The organism is Pseudomonas sp. Sample_24 (genome assembly GCF_004307605.1).
Lineage (GTDB): Bacteria > Pseudomonadota > Gammaproteobacteria > Pseudomonadales > Pseudomonadaceae > Aquipseudomonas.
Genome location: NZ_RCNW01000321.1, coordinates 41,408 through 65,104 on the forward strand (window position 1 = coordinate 41,408; position 23,697 = coordinate 65,104).

General features: G+C 59.9%; 11 protein-coding genes and 2 riboswitches. Of the genes, 5 read left to right on the forward strand and 6 right to left on the reverse strand.

The window, feature by feature from the left end; all coding sequences use genetic code 11:
• The 3 genes from D8V06_RS17310 to cobW all read right to left on the reverse strand — a co-directional run bounded on the left by D8V06_RS17310 (position 1) and on the right by cobW (position 6,231).
• Complete coding sequence (locus D8V06_RS17310; protein ID WP_130903429.1) at positions 1-1,008, reverse strand: ATP-binding protein; 1,008 nt, start codon at positions 1,006-1,008, stop codon at positions 1-3.
• Positions 1,009-1,317: 309 nt separating this feature from the next.
• The gene (gene cobN, locus D8V06_RS17315; RefSeq protein ID WP_130931394.1) at positions 1,318-5,160 is read right to left on the reverse strand and encodes a cobaltochelatase subunit CobN; all 3,843 of its coding nucleotides are present in this window, start codon (positions 5,158-5,160) and stop codon (positions 1,318-1,320) included.
• 3 nt (positions 5,161-5,163) lie between these two features.
• On the reverse strand, positions 5,164-6,231 hold the full coding sequence (cobW, locus tag D8V06_RS17320; RefSeq protein ID WP_130903431.1) for a cobalamin biosynthesis protein CobW: 1,068 nt from the start codon (positions 6,229-6,231) through the stop codon (positions 5,164-5,166).
• A 98-nt stretch (positions 6,232-6,329) separates the two neighbouring features.
• Positions 6,330-6,542, reverse strand: a riboswitch (cobalamin riboswitch).
• Positions 6,543-6,797: 255 nt separating this feature from the next.
• Positions 6,798-7,023, forward strand: a riboswitch (cobalamin riboswitch).
• Positions 7,024-7,143: 120 nt separating this feature from the next.
• On the opposite strand from cobW, the gene D8V06_RS17325 reads away from it, so the two are divergent.
• The 4 genes from D8V06_RS17325 (at position 7,144) to cobM (ending at position 9,303) form a co-directional block, all read left to right on the forward strand.
• Positions 7,144-7,338 (forward strand): CbtB-domain containing protein, encoded by a 195-nt coding sequence (locus D8V06_RS17325; protein ID WP_130903432.1) that lies wholly within the window; start codon positions 7,144-7,146, stop codon positions 7,336-7,338.
• Between the two features lie 11 nt (positions 7,339-7,349).
• Positions 7,350-8,063, forward strand: coding sequence for a CbtA family protein (locus tag D8V06_RS17330; RefSeq protein WP_130903433.1), 714 nt, complete (start codon positions 7,350-7,352; stop codon positions 8,061-8,063).
• Positions 8,060-8,473 (forward strand): cobalamin biosynthesis protein, encoded by a 414-nt coding sequence (locus tag D8V06_RS17335; RefSeq protein ID WP_130931395.1) that lies wholly within the window; start codon positions 8,060-8,062, stop codon positions 8,471-8,473. The genes D8V06_RS17330 and D8V06_RS17335 overlap by 4 nt, the downstream gene beginning before the upstream one ends.
• An 83-nt stretch (positions 8,474-8,556) precedes the next feature.
• Positions 8,557-9,303, forward strand: a complete 747-nt coding sequence (gene cobM, locus D8V06_RS17340; RefSeq protein WP_130931396.1) for a precorrin-4 C(11)-methyltransferase — start codon at positions 8,557-8,559, stop codon at positions 9,301-9,303.
• 163 nt (positions 9,304-9,466) lie between these two features.
• Here the strand turns inward: cobM and nfuA are convergent, their stop codons facing one another.
• Both nfuA and D8V06_RS17350 read right to left on the reverse strand, forming a co-directional pair.
• On the reverse strand, positions 9,467-10,051 hold the full coding sequence (gene nfuA, locus D8V06_RS17345; protein ID WP_007959519.1) for a Fe-S biogenesis protein NfuA: 585 nt from the start codon (positions 10,049-10,051) through the stop codon (positions 9,467-9,469).
• A gap of 199 nt (positions 10,052-10,250) precedes the next feature.
• On the reverse strand, positions 10,251-12,560 hold the full coding sequence (locus D8V06_RS17350) for a fatty acid cis/trans isomerase (protein ID WP_130931397.1): 2,310 nt from the start codon (positions 12,558-12,560) through the stop codon (positions 10,251-10,253).
• A 156-nt stretch (positions 12,561-12,716) separates the two neighbouring features.
• Between D8V06_RS17350 and metH the strand changes: the two genes are divergently transcribed.
• Complete coding sequence (gene metH, locus D8V06_RS17355; protein WP_130931398.1) at positions 12,717-16,427, forward strand: methionine synthase; 3,711 nt, start codon at positions 12,717-12,719, stop codon at positions 16,425-16,427.
• Positions 16,428-16,488: 61 nt separating this feature from the next.
• Here metH and D8V06_RS17360 read toward each other — a convergent pair whose 3' ends face one another.
• Positions 16,489-23,550, reverse strand: coding sequence for an NEL-type E3 ubiquitin ligase domain-containing protein (locus D8V06_RS17360; protein ID WP_130931399.1), 7,062 nt, complete (start codon positions 23,548-23,550; stop codon positions 16,489-16,491).
• Positions 23,551-23,697: the final 147 nt, after the last annotated feature.

Genomic DNA, 23,697 nt, shown 5'->3' on the forward strand with positions numbered 1-23,697 from the left:
CTAGGGCTTTTTTGGCCAGCTCGGCACTTCCCGGCGGGCGCCGACAGGCGATGCCTGAGGAGCCATTTCACCCCACTGCCCCTGGCCTTCACCCGGATTGGTCGTTTGCGGCGAAGACGACTGTGGCGCTTGCGCCGGTTGTGGCGCCGATGCGGCAAGCTCACGGCGACGATGGCGCAAGGCGAACTCGGCGACCGCGTCGATATCTTCGACGCTGATGGCACGAGCGCCACGCCAGGCTGCGTGGGCACGAGCCGCGCGCAGCCAGACCAGATCGGCGCGCATGCCGTCGACTCCGGCGGCGAAGCAGCGTTCAGTGATCTGCGCCAGCGCGTCGTCGTCCAGCGGGATGCTCGTCAACGCAACGCGTGCCTGCTGGCAACGCTCGCGCAGGCTCGCTTGTTGGCTCTCCCACGTGGCGCAAAAGCGCTGGGGATCGCTGTCGAAATCCAGGCGCCGACGGATGATCTGGCCGCGCTCTGCCGGTGCGGTGTGGCCGCTGAGGGCGACATTCAAGCCAAAGCGGTCCAGCAGCTGCGGCCGCAATTCGCCCTCTTCCGGGTTCATGGTGCCGATCAACACGAATTTCGCCGAATGCCGATGGGAGATGCCATCCCGCTCGATCAGATTGGTACCGCTGGCGGCGACGTCGAGTAGCAGATCGACCAGATGATCCGGCAGCAGGTTGACCTCATCGACGTAGAGCACGCCGCCATCAGCCTTGGCCAGCACACCCGGTGAAAATTGCGCCCGGCCTTCACTCAGCGCGGCATCCAGATCGAGGGTACCGACCAACCGCTCCTCAGTCGCGCCCAACGGCAAGGTAACGAACTGACCGCTGGCGAGCAGGTCCGCCAGGCCTCGGGCCAATGTCGACTTGGCCATGCCACGCGGACCTTCGATCAGCACACCGCCAATTTTCGGGTCGATGGCAGTCAGGTACAGCGCGAGCTTCAAATCGTCGGCGCCGACCACGGCGGACAGGGGGAAATGCGGAGTGTCGGTCATGTCGGGTTTCTCATCATGGTCGGTCATTACTCTGTGGCGAGGGAGCTTGCTCCCGCTGGGCTGCGCAGCGGCCCCAAAAATCAGATACACCACGGTTTCGGGTTTTTTGTGATCGTTCCCACGCTCTGCGTGGGAATGCCTCAACGGACGCTCCGCGTTCGGCTCTGGGTGGGACGCGGAGCGTCCCGGGCTGCATTCCCACGCGGAGCGTGGGAACGATCAGCTATACGCCACGGTTTCGGGTTTTACGACTGCTTCGCAGCCGAGCGGGAGCAAGCTCCCTCGCCACAGGTGTCCACTGTTCTCTAGTCAACTGTCTTCTTCTATGTCCAGCAGCAGATTTTCCAGCGCCTCGCGATACTCGCCCGGCGCTTTCCACATGCCTCGCTGTTGCGCTTCGAGCATGCGTTCGGTCATGTCGCGCAACGCGTGGGGATTGTGCTCGCGGACAAAATCCCGGGTGTCCGGGTCGAGCAAATAGGCATCTGCCAGCAAGGCGTACTGATGATCGTCGATCAGCTGTGTGGTGGCGTCGAAGGCGAACAGGTTGTCGACAGTCGCAGCCATTTCGAAGGCGCCTTTATAGCCATGTCGCTTTACCCCGTCGAGCCACTTGGGATTGGCTGCCCGCGAGCGGATGACCCGGTTCAGCTCTTCCTTGAGCGTGCGGATTTTCGGCAAGTCCGGCTGGCTGTGATCGCCGTGGTAACTCGCCGCCGCGGCTCCGCTGAGGCTTTCCACCGCCGCGAGCATACCGCCCTGGAACTGATAGTAGTCATTGGAATCGAGCAGATCGTGCTCACGGTTATCCTGATTTTGCACAACGGCCTGCACTTGGCTCAGGCGTCGACTGAAGGGTTCTCGGGCCAGGGTGCCCTCGTCAGAACCGCCATAGGCGTAACCGCCCCAATTCAGATAGACCTCGGCCAGATCCTCACGGCTTTGCCACAGCCGGCCATCGATAGCGCCCTGCACTCCTGCGCCATACGCGCCGGGTTTGGCACCGAAAATTCGCCAACCGGCCTGGCGTCGGGCCGATTCCTCATCAACCCCCGATTGCAGTAACGCTGCCCGCTCGGCACGGACCTTGGCCGCCAACGGATTGAGATCGTCAGGTTCATCCAGCGCAGCCACCGCTTGTACCGCGGCGTCGAACAAGCGGATCAGATTGGCAAAGGCGTCGCGAAAGAAACCGGAAACGCGCAAGGTCACGTCCACTCGCGGCCGATCGAGCAAGCTCAGTGGCAGTATTTCAAAATCGTCGACGCGCTGACTGCCGGTAGCCCATACCGGGCGCACGCCCATCAACGCCATGGCCTGTGCGATATCGTCGCCACCGGTGCGCATGGTCGCGGTGCCCCACACTGACAGGCCGAGCTGACGCAGATGATCGCCATGATCTTGCAGGTGGCGTTCAAGAATCAGGTTGGCCGATTGAAAACCGATGCGCCAGGCGGTTGTGGTCGGCAGGTTGCGCACGTCCACCGAATAAAAATTGCGCCCGGTGGGCAGCACGTCAAGCCTTCCGCGACTCGGCGCGCCGCTGGGGCCGGCTGGCACGAAGCGGCCGCCCAAGGCATCGAGCAGGCCGCGCATTTCTGCCGGGCCGCAGGCGTCCAGGCGTGGTGCGACCACTTCGCGCAGATTGTCGAGGATGGCCTGGACCTCGGACCAACCCGGCCCCTGCAGGAGCGAACCTGCTGGCGAGGGTGTGTCAGCTGCGTTGGCGTCGACTGACACGCCATCACCAGCAGGCTCGCGCCTACAAGGATCGGTCAACGCCTGCGAGATCAGTTGTGCGGCGAACAACTCAAGGCGTTCGCGGGTATCGCCAGCGGTGCGCCAAGCTTCTTGGGTGAGGTTGTGCAGTTCAATTGGTCGCGGCCCGGTCCATGGTTCGGCCAACACACAATCCAGCGGATCGAAACCCAGCGAGAATGCCTTGGCCAAAGCGCGCAGCAAGCTCGATTGCGCACCACGCCCGTCACCCCGGGGGATTCGCAGCAATGCCAGCAATGTATCGATACGCAAGCGTCCGACCGGCGACTCGCCGAAAACATGCAAGCCGTCGCGGATCTGCGATTCCTTCAAGTCACACAGGTAAGTGTCCAGGCGCGGCAACCAGATCGCCGCATCGACATCGCTGTCGAGTTGTTCGTCCAGTTGCAGTTCGCGGTCGATGTGGGTGTCGCGCACCAGTTGCAGGATGTCGCGCTGCAACTCGCGGGCGCGACGCGGATCGAGCAATTGCGCTTCGTAGTATTCGTCGGCGAGCAACTCGAGATTGCGCAGCGGGCCGTAGGTTTCGGCACGGGTCAGCGGTGGCATCAAGTGATCGATGATCACTGCCTGGGTCCGTCGCTTGGCCTGGGCGCCCTCGCCCGGATCGTTGACGATGAATGGATAGATGTTGGGCAGCGGCCCGAGCAATGCATCCGGCCAGCAGTGTTCCGACAGGCCTACCCCTTTGCCCGGCAGCCATTCGAGGTTGCCGTGCTTGCCGACGTGGATCAGCGCGTGGGCGCCATAGGTGTTGCGCAGCCAGAAGTAAAACGCCAGGTAGCCGTGGGGCGGCACCAGGTCCGGGTCGTGATACACCGCGCTCGGGTCAACCTGATAACCGCGCGCCGGTTGAATGCCAACGAAGGTCAGGCCGAAACGCAGCCCGGCGATCATCATTCGGCCGTTGCGGCACATCGGATCGTTTTCCGGCGCCCCCCAGCGAGCCAGCACCGCGGCGCGATTCGCTGCGGGCAGTGCGTTGAACATTTTCAGGTAATCATCCATTGCCAGACTTTGCTGGCAGGGACGCTGATCGAGAGTGTCCAGGTCATTACTGACACCGCCAAGCAATTGCTCGATCAGCGCGGTGCCGCTGGCCGGCAATTCGGCGTGTAGCGGATAGCCTTCCTTATGCAGCGCACGCAGAATGTTCAGGGCAGCGGCCGGCGTGTCGAGGCCCACACCGTTGCCGATGCGGCCGTCGCGGGTCGGGTAATTGGCGAGGATCAGCGCCACGCGCTTTTCAGCATTGGGCAGGTGTGCCAGGTCGGTCCAGCGCCGTGCGAGCTCGGCGACGAAGTCCATGCGTTCAGGTTGCGGGCGGTAGCAGACCACATCCGATTGGCTGCGCTCACTGCGCCACGCCAGATCCTTGAAGCTGATCGGTCGGCTGATAATCCGCCCATCCAGCTCTGGCAGGGCAATGTGCATCGCCAGATCACGCGGGCCGAGGCCTTGTTCGCTGGCGCGCCAGCCCGGCTCGTTGTCCTGGGCACAAATCGCCTGGATCACCGGGATATTGCGGCGAAATGGTCGCAAGTGCGGCGCTTCAGGGCTGGACTGGGCGAAACCGGTGGTGTTGAGAATCACCGCCGCTTCAGCCTCGTCCAGCAGGTCCTCGACCACCGTCAGGCAACCGGGCTCTTTCAAACTAGCCAGCGCGATGGGCAACGGATTCAACCCGGCAGCCTGCAAACGCTGGCAAAAAACATCGATGAAACCGGTGTTCGCCGCTTGCAAATGCGAGCGGTAAAACAGCACGGCCGCCACCGGTTGACCCGCCTGCCATTCAGCCTGCCAGTCATTCAATTCAACGGTGTTTTTTTGCGGATGGTAAATCGCCGTGCGCGGCAACGCTTGCGGCTCGGCCCAGGCGTAATCCCGCGCCAACCAACGATTGGCCAGGCAACGGAAAAAATCCAGGGCGTTGCCCATGCCGCCCTGACGAAGAAACTGCCAGAGCCGATCACGATCCTCGGCACCGACGGTGCTCAGGTCACTGAGTTCCGGGTCTGGACGATCGTCGCCCGGCACCAGTATCAACCGCACTCCACGCTGCGACAATTGCACCAGTCGCTCGACGCCGTAACGCCAATAGGCAATGCCGCCGTGCAGCGAGATCAGAATGACCTTGGCGTGGCGCAAGACTTCATCGACATACAGATCAACCGAGGCATGATTCTGCACCTGCATCGGGTTCGCCAGGCGCACGCTCGGATAATCGTCGGGCAATTGCTGCGCCGCTTCGGCAAGCAGCGCCAGGCTGGAATCGCCGCTGCACAGGATCACCAGCTCGGCCGGGGTTTGTCCAAGGTCGGCAATGTTGTCATCCGACACGAAACCGCCGGGCTGGGTCCTGAGCAGGTGCATGGCTTACACGCTGAGCGCGGCGCGCAATTGCGCTTCGAGCAGGCTGGCGTCCAGTGCCTGGCCGATCAGCACCAGACGAGTGACGCGTGGTTCCTCAAGGCTCCATTGACGATCGAAGTGCTTGTCAAAACGTGTGCCCACGCCCTGAATCAGCAGACGCATCGGTTTGTTCGGGATTGCAGCGAAGCCTTTGACACGCAGGATGCCGTGCTGGACCACCAGTTGGGTCAGCGCGTCCATCAGCAGGCTTTCGTCGGCTTGCGGCAGCTCGATGGAGATGGAATCGAAAGCATCGTGATCGTGATCGTGATCGTCTTCGCCTTCATGGTGGTGATCATGATGGCTATGACGGCTGTCGATGTGCTCTTCAGAGCCGGCACCCAGGCCGATCAACACGTCCAGCGGCAAGCGCCCGCTGCTGGCTTCGATGACTTTTACCGCAGGCGGCAGTTCTTCGGCGACTTCCAGGCGCACGCGGGCCAGGTCTTCAGGGCTGATCAGGTCGGCCTTGTTGAGGATCACCAGGTCAGCGCTGGACAGTTGATCGGCGAACAGTTCGTGCAGTGGCGATTCATGGTCCAGGTTTGGGTCGAGTTTACGCTGGGCGTCGACCTGATCCGGGAATGCGGCGAAGGTGCCGGCCGCCACGGCCGGGCTGTCGACCACGGTGATCACCGCATCAACGGTGCAGGCACTGCGGATTTCCGGCCACTGGAAGGCTTGTACCAAAGGTTTTGGCAGGGCCAGGCCCGAGGTTTCGATAAGAATGTGATCGAGATCACCGCGCCGGGCGACCAGTTCGCGCATCACCGGGAAGAACTCTTCCTGAACGGTGCAGCACAGGCAGCCGTTGGCCAGCTCATAGACACGGCCACTGGCTTCTTCTTCGGTGCAACCGATTGAACACTGCTTGAGGATCTCGCCATCGATGCCCAGCTCACCGAATTCGTTGACGATCACTGCGATGCGGCGACCCTGAGCGTTGTCGAGCATGTGTCGCAGCAAGGTGGTTTTACCCGAGCCGAGGAAGCCGGTAACGATGGTGACGGGGAGTTTGGCCAGTGTTTTCATCGGATGCCCTTTGGCAAGGTGGCGGGCATACGGGACGAGAACCGGCAACGCCTGTGCGCGCCGGAAGCGTTCGCCACCGGATCACCCCGCCCGGTTGTAGTGAGAATCTGTATCGAGGCAGGTCTCCTGGCTGACGGTGTCCCAGTCGCTTGACTGGCGTTGGCTGCGCCTTCCCGCGGGCTCAGGACTTGAGCGTGCAGTGGCGTGGCAGCGAACATCACCGTTCACAGTTGCGGGGGCAGCCGCGGCATTGACCGCGTTCCCTTCTTAGCTTCGACAAACGCCGAAGAACCTCGAAAGCGCAAGGCTACGCATGGTATTGGGGCGGGTCAATGATCAAGCCGAATCGATCGTTCCCGCGCTTTGCGTCGATCGTTCCCACGCTCTGCGTGGGCATGCCTCAACGGACGCTCCGCGTTCGGCTGTGAAAGGGACGCAGAGCGTCCCGGGCTGCATTCCAACGCAGAGCGTGGGAACGATCAAACGAATGATCAACGCAGAGCGTGGGAACGATCAACTCAAACGAGAACCCTTGCCAATTGACGCCCAACCTCCGCCCATGCTCTCCTATGCATCTTGTTACGGGTGCCCTTCACAGGGTGAAACGGGAAACCGGTGAATCATGTGCTTTACTCCAAGCCATGTCAGTCCGGTGCTGCCCCCGCAACGGTAAGCGAGCGAAGCGTCAGATCCACTGTGCCGATGAGGCATGGGAAGGTGATGCTTGCAGGAACAGGCTCAGGCCTGCGCCCCTCGTGAGCCCGGAGACCGGCCCGCAACACAAGGTGAATACACCATCACTGAATGACAAACCCGCGGTGGGCGGGCGCTGTTCGAAGCTCTGCGCGCCCGTTCGTGCGGGCTTTCTGCATGCGCTTCTGATTCCCCGCTGACAGACCAGAGGGAAACGCCATGTCGATCACCAGCAGCACCGCTCATAGCAACACTGCCAGCGCCACCACTACCCTGACTCAACGTCTGACCGCCGCTGTCTGCGCGTCGATTCTCGGCGCATGCCTGGTGTACTTCGCCGGTTTCTCGCACATCGAAGCCGTGCACAACGCCGCGCACGATACCCGTCACAGCGCCGCGTTCCCGTGCCATTGAGACCTTCAGACATGATCAAGCGTATTGCGCAAACCGCAGGTTTCAGCGGGCTGCTCGCCGCCCTGCTGCTCACTCTGCTGCAAAGCTTCTGGGTCTCACCGCTGATCCTGCAGGCCGAGACCTACGAGAAATCCGAACCCGCCGCTGTTGAAGCCCACGAACACACCCACTCCGAAGGCGCCGTTGCCGCGCACACCCACGATGGCGAAGCCTGGGAACCGCAAGACGGTTGGCAGCGTGTGCTTTCGACCACTGGCGGCAATCTGGTGGTAGCCGTCGGCTTCGCCCTGATGCTCGCCGGGCTCTACACCTTGCGCGCACCGACCAAAACCTCCCAGGGCCTGCTCTGGGGCCTGGCGGGCTACGCAACCTTCGTGCTGGCGCCAACCCTGGGCCTGCCGCCTGAATTGCCGGGCACCGCTGCCGCCGATCTGGCGCAACGGCAGTTCTGGTGGATTGGCACCGCGGCCTCCACCGCGGTGGGTATCGCCCTGATCGTGTTCAGCCGTCACTGGCTGATGAAAGTCCTCGGCGCGGCGATCCTTGCGGTTCCCCACGTGATCGGCGCGCCGCAACCGGAAGTGCATTCGATGCTGGCACCCGAAGCACTGGAGACCCGTTTCAAAATCGCTTCGCAGCTGACCAACGTGGCGTTCTGGCTGGCCCTGGGCCTGATCAGCGCCTGGTTGTTCCGCCGCAAAAACGATGGCCAATACCGCGCATGACTGAAGTCAGCACAGTGCCGACCCTGGTGGTCGGTCTGGGCTGCCAACGGGGCTGCCCGGTGAGCACGTTGCGCGCACTGCTCGATCAGGCGCTGCAAGCACACCGGATCGAGCTTCATGACATCAAGGCCCTGGCCAGCATCGACTTGAAGCGCGACGAACCGGCTCTGATCGAATTGGCCACGCAACTGGCGTTGCCGTTGATGTTTTTCAGTAGCGAACAACTGGCTGGTTATCAGCCATACCTCAGTCACCATTCACAGATCGCCTTCGAGCGCACCGGTTGCTACGGCGTGGCGGAAAGTGCCGCCCTGGCCTTGGCCGAACAGCTGGGCCATGCACCGGCAAAACTGCTGATCCGGCGACAAAAATATGCCCAGGCCACTCTGGCATTGGCCTGCGCTGCGTAAAATCCCCGATAATCCGCGCAATCGATCATGAGCAATCTTCATTTGAAGCCTTGCCCAGCCCCTTTTTCCCACAGGAACCGACGATGACCGTCTATTTCATTGGCGCAGGTCCCGGCGACCCGGAACTGATTACCGTCAAAGGCCAGCGCCTGATTCGCAGCTGTCCGGTGATCATTTATGCCGGCTCATTGGTACCCGCCGCTGTTCTTGAAGGCCATCACGCCGAGACGCTGGTCAACAGCGCCGAACTGCATCTGGAACAGATCATCGAGCTGATCAAGCGCGCCCACGCCAACAACCAGGATGTGGCGCGGGTGCACTCGGGCGATCCGAGTCTGTATGGTGCCATCGGCGAGCAGATTCGCCACTTGCGCGAACTCGGCATTCCTTTCGAGATCATCCCCGGCGTCACCGCGACCGCCGCCTGTGCCGCGCTGCTTGGGGCGGAACTGACGTTGCCGGACGTGTCACAGAGCGTGATCCTGACCCGCTATGCCGACAAAACCGCGATGCCGGCGGGCGAAGAGTTCTCCAGCCTGGCGCAGCACGGGGCGACCATGGCAATTCATTTGGGGGTTAATCACCTGACGAAGATTGTCGAAGAGCTTGTGCCGCATTACGGCGCAGATTGCCCGATTGCGGTGGTTCATCGAGCGACCTGGCCGGATCAGGATTGGGTGCTCGGAACGCTTGAGGACATTGCCGAAAAGGTTGCCGACAAAGGGTTTCGTCGTACGGCGTTGATTCTGGTGGGGCGCGTGCTGGGCAGTGACCAGTTCAGCGAGTCGTCGCTGTATCGCGCCGGGCATGCGCATTTGTACAGGCCCTGAAACACTTGTGGCGAGGGAGCTTGCTCCCGCTGGACCGCTAAGCGGTCCCTCCGTAAGCCATTGCACTCATCACGGGAAATGCATCGGCTGACAGGCGACTGCTTCGCAGTCGAGCGGGAGCAAGCTCCCTCGCCACAGTGTTTTTCATGTCGCAGCGAACACCTTAGTAGTAGGCGTTTTCTTTCTGCGTGTGGTCGGTCACGTCACGGACGCCCTTGAGCTCCGGGATGCGCTCGAGCAAGGTGCGCTCGATACCTTCCTTCAGGGTCACGTCTGCCTGGCCGCAGCCTTGGCAACCGCCGCCAAACTGCAGAACGGCGATGCCGTCCTCGACCACATCGATCAGGCTGACCTGACCGCCGTGGCTGGCCAGCCCCGGGTTGATCTCGGTTTGCAGGTAGTAATTGATACGCTCGTTGATCGGGCTGTCGGCATTGACCATCGGTACTTTGGCGTTTGGCGCCTTGATGGTCAGCTGGCCACCCATGCGGTCGGTGGCGTAGTCGACAACCGCGTCGTCCAGGAACGCTTCGCTGAACGAATCGATATAAGCGGTGAAGCTCTTGAGCCCCAACGCCGTGTCTTCGGGTTTTTCTTCGCCAGGTTTGCAGTAGGCAATGCAGGTTTCTGCATACTGGGTGCCAGGCTGGGTGATGAAGACGCGGATGCCGATACCCGGGGTGTTCTGCTTGGACAGCAGATCAGCCAGGTAATCGTGGGCGGCGTCGGTAATGGTAATAGCGGTCATGGAAACTCCTCGCAGGCTTGGGCGCAGTTTACGCCAATCATCGCCGCGGACAAAGTCCTAGTATTTTTGTCGGGAAAGATTCCGACGCTACTCCTCTGTAGGAGCAAAGCTTGCTCGCGATAGCGTCAGGCCAGCCAGCGTTGAGTCTGAATGTGCCGACGTCATCGCGAGCAAGCTTTGCTCCTACAGAATGGGTGTTTCAGAGGTTTTCGTAGCGGTTCATGTCGAGTACGCCCTCTTCCAACGGTTCGGTCTCGTGGATGTAGCGGCTCAAATCATGGAAGTACTGCCAGAATTGCGGGTGACTGCGGCGGATTCCCCAACGCTCGACGATTTTCTCGAAATGATCGGCGTCCTTGGCGTTTTCCATGGCTTCGACGAACGCAGGCACCTGCCCGGCGGGAATGTTGAACATGAAGTTCGGATAGCTGCTGAGTACTCCAGGAAAAATAGTCAACGTGTCCAGGCCTGGCTGATAGCGCAACGACTCGCCGAGCATGAACGCCACATTACTATGGGCTCGATTGCGCAACATGCTGTAGACCACGCGTTGGCCGCTGGCCGTTTCGATACGCAGCATGGTCGCTTCCGGCAGTTGATCGATAACCTTGAGCCCCGCGGCGGGTCGTGCCGTGAGCGTGCTCAGGGCTTGTTCGGCGTTTTGCAAGTCAGGGTCGATGTTCGGCCGGGAACAATAGGCTCCGTTACAGCGGTTGATCGGATCAGGGTTGGCATTTAGGTCGCCATAGCGTGCCAGCAACTGCAGGGCAAAGTCGCGCTTGGGGTCTTTTTCGTCGAGTTTCAGCGCGGTGGGCGTATCGTCGTCGATGGCTTCATAGTTCAACCACATCTTGAATTTGCCGCCGCTCTGATACCAGTCGCTGAGGTAATCGTCCCGCGAATCCGCAGGCATCAGGCGCAGGAAGTTCTGCTCGGCACCATTGCGAATCAGATCGAAATACAGGCGTGTCTGAGCCTGATGGGAAACGTTGCCGAACACGTCAAAATTCACCGCCAGCTGATAGTAAGTACGTTCCAGCAGCGGGAAATCGAACAACCACATGGTTTGCGGCACATCGCCAATCAGGCCTTTGGTCACGGCAGCACTGTCGAAATGACGGAAAATGCTCAGCAGCGCATTGTCGTTACCCGCCCACAGGGTCGACCAGCTCGGTGCCGGCATTTCGGCGTAGTTGTCCCGGCGCAAGGCCTCGTATTCGTTGCGTTTGTCGCGGTAGTCACGCCACAGACTCAAGACACTGCCGACATCGTCGTTCTGCCCCGGCATCGCCAGCAGCGGCGTGGCCTGGCCGCGATAGTTCGGGTCTGTAATGTAAAGGTCATGTTCCGGTGCCTGGAACAGCGCCCAGAAGTTGTCCCGGATCACGTCGGTAGCGATCTGCCCCCGACAAACCGGGCCGCGAATGAAGGTGCGCACGAAATACTCGGCGTTATCGAGCATGAACTGGTAACGCGCCTGGGCCGGGATTGCCTCGAAGGTGGCAAACGGGTTGGCCCGGCTCTGCGGTCCATAGCCGGGCAGCGCATTGGCCTGCCAGTTGCCGCTGTAGAACAGGCTTTTGACCCGCGCCATTTTCGCGGCACTCAAGGGGTAAGTGATGTGGGTCTTGTGGACGATAACACCCTGTACCGGCCACAGCCGGTAGTAAAACTGGTTACCTGGGTCATCGTTCGGGCGACGGGTATTGATCAGATCGATGGGCTGGCCAGTCGGTGTGCGCGAGCGCACCCACTGAAAGAAATGACCCGGTTCACCGTCCTTGAAATAGAGGTGCGCGAGAAACCAGTGCTCATACAACCAGCGCCCCACCAGGCTTTGCCGGGCGCCCGCCGAGTTGAGCAGGTTCTCCCACTGCACCACCTGCAACGCTTCTTTGGCGCTCGGCACCAGGCCCTGTTCATCGATCGGCGCACCGGAAGCCAGCCAACGTTGCAGCGTCTGGTACTGCTGATCGGTCAGGCCGGTGACTGCCAACGGCATGCCTTCCTTTGGATGGGCGCTGGCGTACCCATCAAATTCGCCGGGCATCGCGCACATGTTGTCCCGGTTCAAGCCCAGGACGATCTCTGCAGGCAATTTGGCGTTGGGCTGCAGTGGCGTTCGATGACCCAACTCCAGCATCCGCGCCATCAAGGCAGCCTGATTGCTCTGGGCATCGAGCACCGAGTAAAAACCCAGTTGCTGCCAGGCCTGTTTACCGCTCGCGTCATAAAACAAACGGGTTGGAGTTACCGCCTGGCCACGATCACCGTCATACACCGGGACTTTGGTCGCGCCGCGTGCCGCACCTTCGCCGCTGCCGAGGTTGAGCTGGCAGGCCGCGTCATTACAGGCGTGGCAGGCCACACACTTTTCAGTGAAGATCGGTTGAATGTCACGGGTGTAGGAAATGGAAGAGGAACTGCCAGCAGTAACCGCCGGGTCTTGCGCCGTTGCGCCCCAGCTTAAAAACAGCAAAACACTGCTGATGACGACGCGATACGACATGTCCCTGGTCCCGATCCTTTAAAAAACGCCGCGATTCTACCGGTCCGGCGCCCTCTCCAACATGAACGATATTCATGCAAAACCCGAACATGCTCTAAAAGCGCACAGGTTTGCTATTATCCCGGCCCTTCGTCATGGTCTTTCCGAGTAGTCCCAATGTCCGATCGCAGTGTTCGCCTTCAAGCTCTCAAGCACGCCCTCAAAGAGCGCATCCTGATTCTCGATGGCGGTATGGGCACGATGATCCAGAGCTACAAGCTCGAGGAGCAGGATTACCGTGGCAAACGCTTCGCCGACTGGCCGAGCGATGTCAAAGGCAACAACGACTTGTTGGTGCTGACTCGTCCCGACGTGATTGGCGGCATCGAGAAGGCTTATCTGGACGCCGGCGCCGACATTCTGGAAACCAACACCTTCAACGCCACCCGGATTTCCATGGCCGATTACGGCATGGAAGAACTGGCCTACGAATTGAACGTAGAAGGCGCACGCCTGGCCCGCAAGGTCGCCGATGCGAAAACCCTCGAGAACCCGGACAAGCCGCGCTTCGTCGCTGGCGTGCTCGGCCCGACCAGCCGCACCTGCTCGCTGTCACCGGACGTCAACAATCCCGGCTACCGCAACGTGACGTTCGATGAGCTGGTGGAGAACTACACCGAAGCCACCAAAGGCCTGATCGAAGGCGGCGCCGACCTGATCCTGATCGAAACCATCTTCGACACCCTCAACGCCAAAGCGGCGATTTTCGCCGTGCAAGGTGTGTTCGAAGAGCTGGGCATCGAGTTGCCGATCATGATTTCCGGCACCATCACCGACGCCTCCGGCCGTACCCTGTCCGGCCAGACCACCGAGGCGTTCTGGAACTCCGTGGCCCACGCCAAACCGATTTCGGTCGGCCTTAACTGCGCCTTGGGCGCCAGCGAACTGCGCCCGTACCTGGAAGAACTGTCGAACAAAGCCAACACCCACGTTTCCGCGCACCCGAACGCCGGTTTGCCAAACGAATTCGGCGAGTACGATGAACTGCCGGCGCAAACCGCCAAGGTCATCGAAGAATTCGCCCAAAGCGGCTTCCTGAATATTGTCGGCGGCTGCTGCGGCACCACGCCGGGCCACATCGAAGCCATCGCCAAAGCCGTGGCCGGTTATGTCCCGCGCGAAATTCCGGACATTCCCAAGGCCTGCCGCCTCTCGGGCCTGGAACCGTTCACCATCGATCGCAACTCGCTGTTCGTCAACGTCGGCGAGCGCACCAACATCACCGGTTCCGCCAAGTTCGCCCGCCTGATCCGTGAAGACAACTACACCGAAGCCCTGGAAGTCGCCCTGCAGCAGGTCGAGGCCGGCGCACAGGTGATCGACATCAACATGGACGAAGGGATGCTCGATTCGAAGAAGGCCATGGTGACCTTCCTCAATCTGATTGCCGGCGAGCCGGACATCTCCCGCGTACCGATCATGATCGACTCCTCGAAGTGGGAAGTGATCGAAGCCGGCCTCAAGTGCATTCAGGGCAAGGGCATCGTCAACTCGATCAGCATGAAAGAAGGCGTCGAGCAATTCATTCATCACGCCAAACTGTGCAAGCGCTACGGCGCCGCAGTCGTCGTGATGGCCTTTGATGAAGCCGGCCAGGCCGACACCGAAGCCCGCAAGAAAGAAATCTGCAAACGCTCCTACGACATCCTGGTCAACGAAGTCGGCTTCCCGCCGGAAGACATCATCTTCGACCCGAACATCTTCGCCGTGGCCACCGGCATCGAAGAACACAACAACTACGCTGTGGACTTCATCAATGCCTGCGCCTACATCCGCGACGAACTGCCGTATGCGCTGACCTCGGGCGGCGTGTCCAACGTGTCGTTCTCGTTCCGGGGCAACAACCCGGTGCGCGAGGCGATCCACTCGGTGTTCCTGCTGTACGCAATCCGCGCCGGCCTGACCATGGGCATCGTCAACGCCGGTCAACTGGAGATCTACGACCAGATCCCGGTGGAACTGCGCGACGCCGTCGAAGACGTGATCCTCAACCGCACCCCGGATGGCACCGACGCCCTCCTCGCCATTGCCGACAAGTACAAGGGCGATGGCAGCGTCAAGGAAGCCGAGACCGAAGAGTGGCGCAACTGGGACGTCAACAAGCGCCTGGAACATGCACTGGTCAAAGGCATCACCACGCACATCGTTGAAGATACCGAAGAGTCGCGCCAGTCGTTCGCCCGCCCGATCGAAGTGATCGAAGGTCCGCTGATGTCGGGCATGAATATCGTCGGCGACTTGTTCGGGGCCGGCAAAATGTTCCTGCCGCAGGTGGTGAAATCCGCTCGGGTGATGAAGCAGGCCGTGGCCCACTTGATCCCGTTCATCGAACTGGAGAAAGGCGACAAGCCGGAAGCCAAGGGCAAGATCCTCATGGCCACGGTCAAGGGCGACGTGCACGACATCGGCAAGAACATCGTCGGCGTGGTGCTGGGTTGCAACGGCTACGACATCGTCGACCTCGGCGTGATGGTGCCGGCGGAGAAAATCCTCCAGGTGGCCAAGGAAGAAAAGTGCGACATCATCGGTCTGTCCGGGCTGATCACGCCGTCACTGGATGAAATGGTCCACGTCGCTCGCGAGATGCAGCGCCAGGACTTCCATCTGCCGTTGATGATCGGTGGCGCTACCACCTCCAAAGCGCACACCGCGGTGAAGATCGAGCCCAAGTACAGCAACGATGCGGTGATCTACGTCACCGACGCCTCCCGTGCGGTGGGCGTGGCGACCCAGTTGCTGTCCAAGGAACTCAAGGCCGGTTTCGTCGAGAAAACCCGCCAGGATTACATCGAAGTCCGCGAACGCACGGCCAACCGCAGCGCCCGCACCGAACGCCTGAGTTATGCCGCGGCGATCGCGAAAAAGCCACAGTTCGACTGGAGCACCTACACGCCGGTCAAACCGACGTTCACCGGCACCAAGGTGCTGGATAACATCGATTTGAAAGTGCTGGCCGAGTACATCGACTGGACGCCGTTCTTCATTTCCTGGGACCTGGCCGGCAAGTTCCCGCGCATCCTGCAGGACGAAGTGGTTGGTGAAGCCGCCACCGCGCTGTACGCCGATGCCCAGGAAATGCTCGCCAAACTGATCGACGAAAAGCTGATTAGCGCCCGTGCGGTGTTCGGCTTCTGGCCGGCCAACCAGGTGCGTGACGATGACATCGAACTCTACGGCGATGACGGCAAGCCGTTGGCCAAACTGCATCACCTGCGCCAGCAGATCATCAAGACTGACGGCAAGCCAAACTTCTCCCTGGCTGATTTCGTTGCACCCAAGGACAGTGAATTAACCGACTATGTGGGTGGCTTCATCACCACCGCCGGTATCGGCGCCGAAGAAGTGGCCAAGGCTTATCAGGACGCTGGCGACGACTACAACTCGATCATGGTCAAGGCCCTGGCCGACCGTCTGGCCGAGGCCTGCGCCGAATGGCTGCACCAGCAGGTGCGTAAAGAACACTGGGGTTATGCCAAGGACGAAACCCTCGACAACGAGGCGCTGATCAAAGAGCAATACACCGGCATCCGCCCTGCCCCGGGTTACCCGGCGTGCCCGGATCACACCGAGAAAGCCACGCTGTTCGCCCTGCTCGACCCCGAGGCTGCCGAAATGCGCGCTGGGCGCAGCGGAGTGTTCCTCACCGAGCACTATGCGATGTTCCCGGCCGCCGCGGTCAGCGGATGGTATTTCGCTCACCCGCAGGCGCAGTACTTTGCCGTGGGCAAGATCGACAAGGATCAGGTCCAGAGCTATACGTCGCGTAAAGGCCAGGAGCTGAGCGTGACCGAGCGGTGGTTGGCGCCTAACCTGGGTTACGACAACTGAGGCTGATCCCGGGAGTCGACTCGTGCGACTCCCGGGGTTGTTTCAACGCTGCGGGTTTACGTTACAACCCCACCAGCGTCCGCTCTATTTCAGACAGTTCGCGCAACAGCTTTCCTTGCTCGAAGACAAGGTCTGCCTCGATCGCCTGCATGGCGATCTTGTACTGCTCCTGCGCGCCTTCGCCGTAATTCGGAAACTGCTCATCCACATCGTGCTCTCTGCCTGCGAAACCCTCACGCAACTGGGCAAACCGTTCAGGGTATTTTTCTTTCAAATAATCGCTCCAATATTGGCGGCCGACCAACTCATCAATCAATGCCGGTGATTGTTCTGCCGCGATCACTTCAGCATGGGCCGCCTCCAGCATGGCAGACGAAACGTTGCCGCTGTAGCGCATGCCTCTGGGTTGTCCCGGCAGTTCAAGTCGCTCGGCAAGGCCGATACGATAAGCCAGACGCACTTCAGCCGGATCAGTCGAGCGGCGCTGTGCCCGGCGCTGGGCAATATCGCGGTTGGCGATCTCCTCGACCTTGCCAAGTCGAAACAGATTCCTGCCGAGCCGGAACAAGACTTGGCCATGCTGCCCCGGTGCAATTGACTTCGAGGTTTCGAACTCGAAAACCTTGACCTCTATATTGCTGAACAACAGGATTTGGCCATCGACGCAGGTTGCGCCGGCTCTCGCCAATTCGAAAATCGTATCCCTCAGACCTGCGTCGCTATCGGCCACCCTCAATACGGTGTGGACCCGCCGCACAAGATCAGCACGTCCTGTCATGAAGTCTGTCGTACCTTCCAGCCGCGTCAGCAGATTGAAAAAGAACTGATTGTTTTGCGCTTGCTCAAAATCATTCCAGATCCGTATCAACTCCTCGGCATCTGCAGCTGACGAATCGATCCAACGTTCACGAGCCTCGGCACCCGTCACCTCATCCATATCCACTTCAACGTCACTCACGATCGAGTCATCGCTATCGCTGTCGTCAACGCTGCTGCTTTCGCTACTGCTGTCAAACCGCTCCAGTGCCTCGTCAATCTCTGTTGAACGCCATCCCACTATCTGCTCGCCTTCCTGCACTTGATTATGCAACATCAGCAAGCTTGTACCATCGAGGGTCTCGTTGCCGGCCAGATTGGTGCCCGCACGCAATACCCTGTGCGCGTCGGCCATCAGGGCTGGCGGAATGAACTCGATCATGTTGTCGCGCAAATCCAGGGTGCTGAGTGAAGGAAGCTCAAGTGCACCCTGCGGCCAGATGACCAGACGATTGCCACTCAGATCGAGGGTTTGCAAACTTCCAAGGCCGCTGACATCCAGTGACTCGAGCCAGTTTTCTGAGAGGCTCAACGACTCCAGGTTGCTCAACCCGGCAAGCTGACGCTCAAGCTCAGCTGCATTGGAGAAACGGTTATTGGCCGCCGAAAGTCGCTTGAGGCGGCGCAAAGAGGTCACTGACGCTGGCATGGCATCCATTGCGTTGGCATCCAGCGCCAGGGTATGAAGGTGAGTAAACGCGCCAAGAAACTCGCTTAGCCCGCCTTCAGTCAGATACACGTTGTTGAGGTTCAACTCACCGACATGAGCGAAGTCGGCAGGTAGCGTCGGGAGATGGCCCAATGGGATATCGGACAAATCAAGGGTAATGCCTGCCGATGTACCACGCAGGTTCTGCCTCCAGCACGCCATTATCCGGTCAGCTGCCTGGCGGCGTTCGGTGGCGGCGATCCACACAGGAGGTGACGATTCAACGCGGTGCTGTGGCGGGGTATCGATCCATGTGTTCAGGGACTTCGTCAATGCCTGGTGTTGGCTGTCCCACTTGGCCAATTGCTCGTACAGAGGGCCAGCCCCGCCATGGCGCGTGGCGAGCACATCGATGATCCGTATCGCCTCGGCCGCCGGCAAATCCGGATCAAGCCTTTGCAGGCGGGCTTGCGGGGTCAAGCGTGTCAGGTCATTGCCAGGTACAACGGGCAGCGGCAACAACAACTCCGGATTCTGCGCGACCAGCACCGGAAAATACTCGGGTTCGCCCTCTGTAATGCCTGTCTGCAAGCTGGCCCTGGAAATGCCCATGGGGTTTTCCGACGAACTGCTTGCCAGCAAATCGCTGCGGGCCTTTGCCGTCAATCGGCAACCCTGCAAATCGATTTTTGAAAGGTGTTGAGCGGTCAGAGCCGTCTCGGGGATCGTCGTGATAGCGCTGTTGTTCAGCTCGATCCTGTCGAGGCTGGACAAGCCCCACAAACCCGATGGCCAGTCTTTGATGGCGGTATGCCCCACACGCAAAGTCTGTAAGCGGGACATGGCACTCACGTCCAGCGAATCGACCCGGTTATAGCGCAAGTCCAGGCTTTCCAGGGCAGATAACCGGTTCAGGCGCTGCTGCATGCTCGGGGTGATAGTCAGGTGATTGCGGCTCAGATTCAGCTCACTGAGTTTTGTCAGGTTGCCCAGTGTCGTCGGCAGACTCTGCAGCTGATTGCTACTCAGGTCCAACCGGCGAATGTCGGTGAAGCCGCGCAAAAATCCACTGACATCTTCGGATGAGGCCACGACCCCCGACATTTGCAAGGTTTGCACATGAGCAAAATCTGTTGCCGACAACGTCGGCATTTCAGGCAGGTCGCCCAGCGCCCAGCCTGACAAATCCAGATTCGATGAAATGATTTGTCCGGGCATGAGGGGCCATGAACGCACCGTCGAAGGGCCGAGCTCAGGTTGCGAAACCGGTACCTCCTGCGCGCCGCCATAACGTTTACGCAGGCCATCACGCCAGCACTCGCGGATTCGCCGGGCAATGACCTCCCGCTCCCGAAGGTTGACTTGCCGGCCATTGGCTTTTGTCGTTTGCTGCTGCCACCGCTCCAGTTGCAGGCGCAGCGCCTGTCCATCCTCGCGCAGCCCATTGATCCGTGCCAGCAATGCCCGCCCTGCCAACCCTTCTGCCTTCATTCGCCCAAGGGCAGCCTTTGAAAGCTCTTCGCTGGTTTCCAAGGCATCATTCAGCGTGCCTCGGCAATATCGATCGAGCATGTGCCCGCTATCCTGCAAATGCGCAGGATGCTCGTGCACATACTCATACGCCCTCACGAAGTCCTCGGTACTCAGCCTGGCCCAATTGAGTTTCATGCCGGGCCAGAGTGCTTCGTGACCGGAAAGCCATTGAGCGGGGAGTGTCTTGACGCTTGAGTGAGTGAGGTCCAGCGCTCTGAGCTGAGGCAATTGCTGGACGCCCTTGGGCCAAACCTCTGTCGTTCCGTACACACTCAACGAATGCAGGCGAGTCAGACCACTGACATCCAGTTCGCCCGCCATGCCGATCACGTCCAATTGTTGCAGTTGCGGCATGGCGTCTATCGCCGCTTGGACAGTTGCGCTGTACTCCTGCCCCAGCGGCCCGGCGATTCGCAAGTCATGTATGCCTGGCAATGCCTTCAGCTTCGCGGCCAACTGAACTCTGTCGACGCCATCCCGGACGCCCAACTTCAACGACCGGGCGTTGGGGAACTGACGTAAAAAGGCTTGCGGTGTCTGACTCAACATTGCACCCGCACTCATATGCAGTCGACTGACGTGAGGAAAGTTGCCAGCCAGTTCCGGCAAGCTGTCTGCAACACCGATATCCAGGTAAACACTGGCAGCGCCATCATAAATTCCCCGCTGCTGCCAGACGCCTTTGATGTTGCGCGCGACCTGATGACGGAGAGTATGCGGACCGCCGCTTTCAACCCACTGGTCCAGTTGCGCCGACAGCGTCTCGTACTCCTGGGCGCGCAAGTTCAGTAAATGGGCAATGTGCGTTTCGGTCATACCATCAAGCGCAAGCTGAATGACCATCGATTCCGCCATCTCATCGGAGACGTTCGGATAGACATCCCGCAACCTGGAGACCAACGACGGATTGACCATTGCGCCGGCACCTCGCCCGCTCATCGGGTAGCCGACCCTGCCGTCCGCCAGGCGTCGCGGCGCACGGAATCGTGAAGTGCTGGCGCCAGGTGCGAGGGTTTGCATCATCTGCTCACGGTGGCCCATGGCATAGGTGGTCACTGCCTCCTGCAACCTGGCACCCTGCGCGACATTGGGCATGCCCAACCGGGCGCGGGCATCGTCTGGTAACGCATGCATGAGCGAAGAAAAAAAGTTGTCGCCTGCTTTCGGTACGCTGTTCAACGAATTCTGGTGCTGGTCAAAGGCCTGGTACTGGTTGGCTTGATGATGCTGAGAGCCGTCCCTCACCAGGTATTTGACCTGTTCGGCGGTTTCGCTACCGATGCTGTCGAGCAGTTTTCCGTCGCAATGACCCAGACGCACTTCCAGACGCAGGTTGTTCGGCCAGCCGGGGAGCCGTTCCAGGCTGTGCAGAGCCAAACGCTGGCTGTCCAATGACGCCATGCTTTCCAGATGCAGTCCGGCCAAGGCTTTGTTCAGCCGAGTCACCCGGGCGCGCGCCCTCCCCTTGAGTAACAGGCTTGTGGGGAGCCGGCCGGTTTGATTGATGTGCAGCCGCTCCTTGGCTGTGGCATTGGCCAGGACTTCTTGCGCCGCGTCCGTCGACAGGCTCGGGAAAGTGCTGCGCAGTGCCTGAGTTTCACGGTCCGTCGACTTGGCGCTCTGGCTGAGTGTGTCGAACAACGCGGTTTTGTTGCCTGCAAGGTGATCGCCCAGCTGGTGTCGAAATACTGCTTCGCGCTCTGCCTCGACTCGCGCACCTTCACTCCCCAGCAAGCGAACGATTTCGCCCTCATCCAGTGCTGCAAGCACGCGTTCAGGGAGTTTCCCGGCAGACACATCCTCGCGGGAAATCCTGATGCCCGGCTTCGCCGGTAATGACGCCTTACCATAGCGGGACGAAGCTCCCGTCAGGCCTGGATTGTCGAACACGTCGATCACACGTCCATGGGGCCAACGGGGCATTGTGATCACTTGCGGCAAAACGTCGTTGTAACGGCTGTCCGGCACCGGCTGATCGAGACGTATCTGTTCAATCAGTTCATTGAGCTGCCGGTCAGTCTGAAACTGCCGCAACGTATCGGACAACGCAGAGGGCAAGCTCAGGTGATCCATATGGATCTTGCGCAACGCGTCGTCGTCAACGCCGCTGATATCGGCAATTTTCTCCAGCGTCACTGCATCGATACCTTCGGTGACCGGGCCCAGACGTCGCAGTAATGTCGCTCGATCCCACTCCAGGGGGCGCTCGAAACGATGGCGCCACGCGCCCCCTGCGTAGTGTTCAAGCACCGGGGAGTAACCATCCGAGACTCTCGGGTTTTTTAATCGCCATTTGTTCAGCGCGGGATCGAAGGTCTTCTCGTAGACGTTACCGTCAAGCCTGATATAGGTTTTGCCATCCACTTGATATTGCCCACGCTCGTTGGGCTTGAGGCCCGCCGGCAAGACCCTGTCGCTCAAGTAAGGCCTCAAGCCAGGCCGCCACAACTGTTCGCTGCCAAACGGCAATTTGACTTTGACCAGGCCATCGGCGATGGGCGTCGACAGCACTTTCGGCACTTTACCGGCTACCGTACCTACCGCCGCCATGAAGGCAACGTTCACAGCCACCGACTTCAAGTAACTCCAGGCCTGATCCGTGTCGCCAATGCTCCACGCTTCAACGCCGTGATAAACATCCATGGTCAGTTGCACGGCCATCACGGCCATCATGACCTCGCCCAGGCCAGGGACGAAAAATGCTGCTGCGTTGAGTACGCTCAGCCCCCATTCGGCATACCGGGCGAGTCGTTCATACCAGGCCTCATGATCAACTTTGGCGGTCGGCACCGCCAATTGCTCGGCAGTCTCTTTCAGGCGCTTCTGATGCCGCCTGTACAGCTCGCCGAACAGTTCGGCATCAAAAAATTCTTCACTGATATCCAGAACCGGCTCGTCCCGATACACGTGTTCGTAAATGCCGTCGATGTGCCCCAGCACGGTTTGTTTGCGGTAAGGAAAATCCGGGTTCCATTTGAGCGTTTGCAGGGCGGTCTTGATCTTGCCGAGGAACTTCCCCGCATCACCATGGGGAATCAGTCTGAGAAATGAGCGCTGATAATTGACATCGCGCAGCCTGTAGCACAGGTCATTTTCAAAGGACTTGAGCGAGGCATATTCCATGACCGGCGCCAATGGATCACCGGGAATACAGACGATGATCCGCGAGTCCTGATAACCCAGCACGTCAAACAGATTGACTCCCGGATTGCTCCAACCGAAATCGATCTTTTTACCTTTGCGCCGACGTGCACCGATGACAAACAACTCACTGACAGGCGACCCCAACACATGCAACTGACTGCAAGTGACGCGCTCGCCGTCCAGTGTTGGCGAGGGCTCGCCATTGAGCACGGCCAGCAAAGTACGGTAGGCCGAAGGCGTGATCAGCGACTTGAGGTGAGCGATATCGGCGTGCACTCGCAGACTGGCCTTCCATGCATCGATGGTCTGGGTGCGCACGGTGGCCGCCCGGTCCCCCGCGTCAAACATCGCCGTCAGGTGTTCCTGATACTGTTTGCCGATATCCAGCTCCCGGCATAACGATGCAAAATCGGCAGGTTTTAGCGCTAGCGGCTTGATCCTGTAGCGCGTTGAAGGCCCCGTTTCCGGATAGTCCCAACCGTAAGGTCCTCCTTGAGTTTCCAGATGGGCTGCGCGCAGTCCCCGCTCAGCAATGACGTCACCGGCATTGAATACCGGGTCTTCTTCAAAATTGCGCAGTGCCAGCTGCAGGAGTGACTGGTGCGTGATCAGAGAGTCTGCGAAAGGCTCGTAGAGCCATGTCTGCGTCACATCGACTTTGAGCCCGAACTTTTTTTGCAACGCCGCCTCAAGCAACGGTTGTGCGAATTCGGTGACGCCCTTGAGCCCGGTGAGGGTTTTTGCCAGGGTTTCGTTGCACGTTCGACTGCGTTTCTGCTGGTCTCGCACAGTGAGTCGTTGATCACTGGTGGCCTTCTGAAACCATTGCGGCATGGCATCTTCGGCCAGCCCTCCGGGTGTTCTTGCCCGATCCAGAGCCCGGATGTTTGCCGGGGTCAAATGTCGTATGCGTTCGTGCAGCTTTTTTTTGATGAAATGGTTATGAAGGCCCTTTTCCTGGGCTTTTGGAATTCCACTCATGTGGCACTACCTGATGCTGTTGTATGAAGCATCAGTCAATCAGCGGGCCTGTCGTCCAGGGCGGTACATATTTATACCGGGGTAGCTCCCGACCGATCTTCTTTGGCGCGGGTTGTCTATGCTTGTTTTACTCAAACGGGAGACAAG

What these genes read in the sequence shown, in the direction of transcription:
- D8V06_RS17310 (WP_130903429.1), bottom strand. Translation starts at nt 1,008, where the DNA reads ATGACCGACACTCCGCATTTCCCCCTGTCCGCCGTGGTCGGCGCCGAC.
- cobN (WP_130931394.1), bottom strand. Translation starts at nt 5,160, where the DNA reads ATGCACCTGCTCAGGACCCAGCCCGGCGGTTTCGTGTCGGATGACAAC.
- cobW (WP_130903431.1), bottom strand. Translation starts at nt 6,231, where the DNA reads ATGAAAACACTGGCCAAACTCCCCGTCACCATCGTTACCGGCTTCCTC.
- D8V06_RS17325 (WP_130903432.1), top strand. Translation starts at nt 7,144, where the DNA reads ATGTCGATCACCAGCAGCACCGCTCATAGCAACACTGCCAGCGCCACC.
- D8V06_RS17330 (WP_130903433.1), top strand. Translation starts at nt 7,350, where the DNA reads ATGATCAAGCGTATTGCGCAAACCGCAGGTTTCAGCGGGCTGCTCGCC.
- D8V06_RS17335 (WP_130931395.1), top strand. Translation starts at nt 8,060, where the DNA reads ATGACTGAAGTCAGCACAGTGCCGACCCTGGTGGTCGGTCTGGGCTGC.
- cobM (WP_130931396.1), top strand. Translation starts at nt 8,557, where the DNA reads ATGACCGTCTATTTCATTGGCGCAGGTCCCGGCGACCCGGAACTGATT.
- nfuA (WP_007959519.1), bottom strand. Translation starts at nt 10,051, where the DNA reads ATGACCGCTATTACCATTACCGACGCCGCCCACGATTACCTGGCTGAT.
- D8V06_RS17350 (WP_130931397.1), bottom strand. Translation starts at nt 12,560, where the DNA reads ATGTCGTATCGCGTCGTCATCAGCAGTGTTTTGCTGTTTTTAAGCTGG.
- metH (WP_130931398.1), top strand. Translation starts at nt 12,717, where the DNA reads ATGTCCGATCGCAGTGTTCGCCTTCAAGCTCTCAAGCACGCCCTCAAA.
- D8V06_RS17360 (WP_130931399.1), bottom strand. Translation starts at nt 23,550, where the DNA reads ATGAGTGGAATTCCAAAAGCCCAGGAAAAGGGCCTTCATAACCATTTC.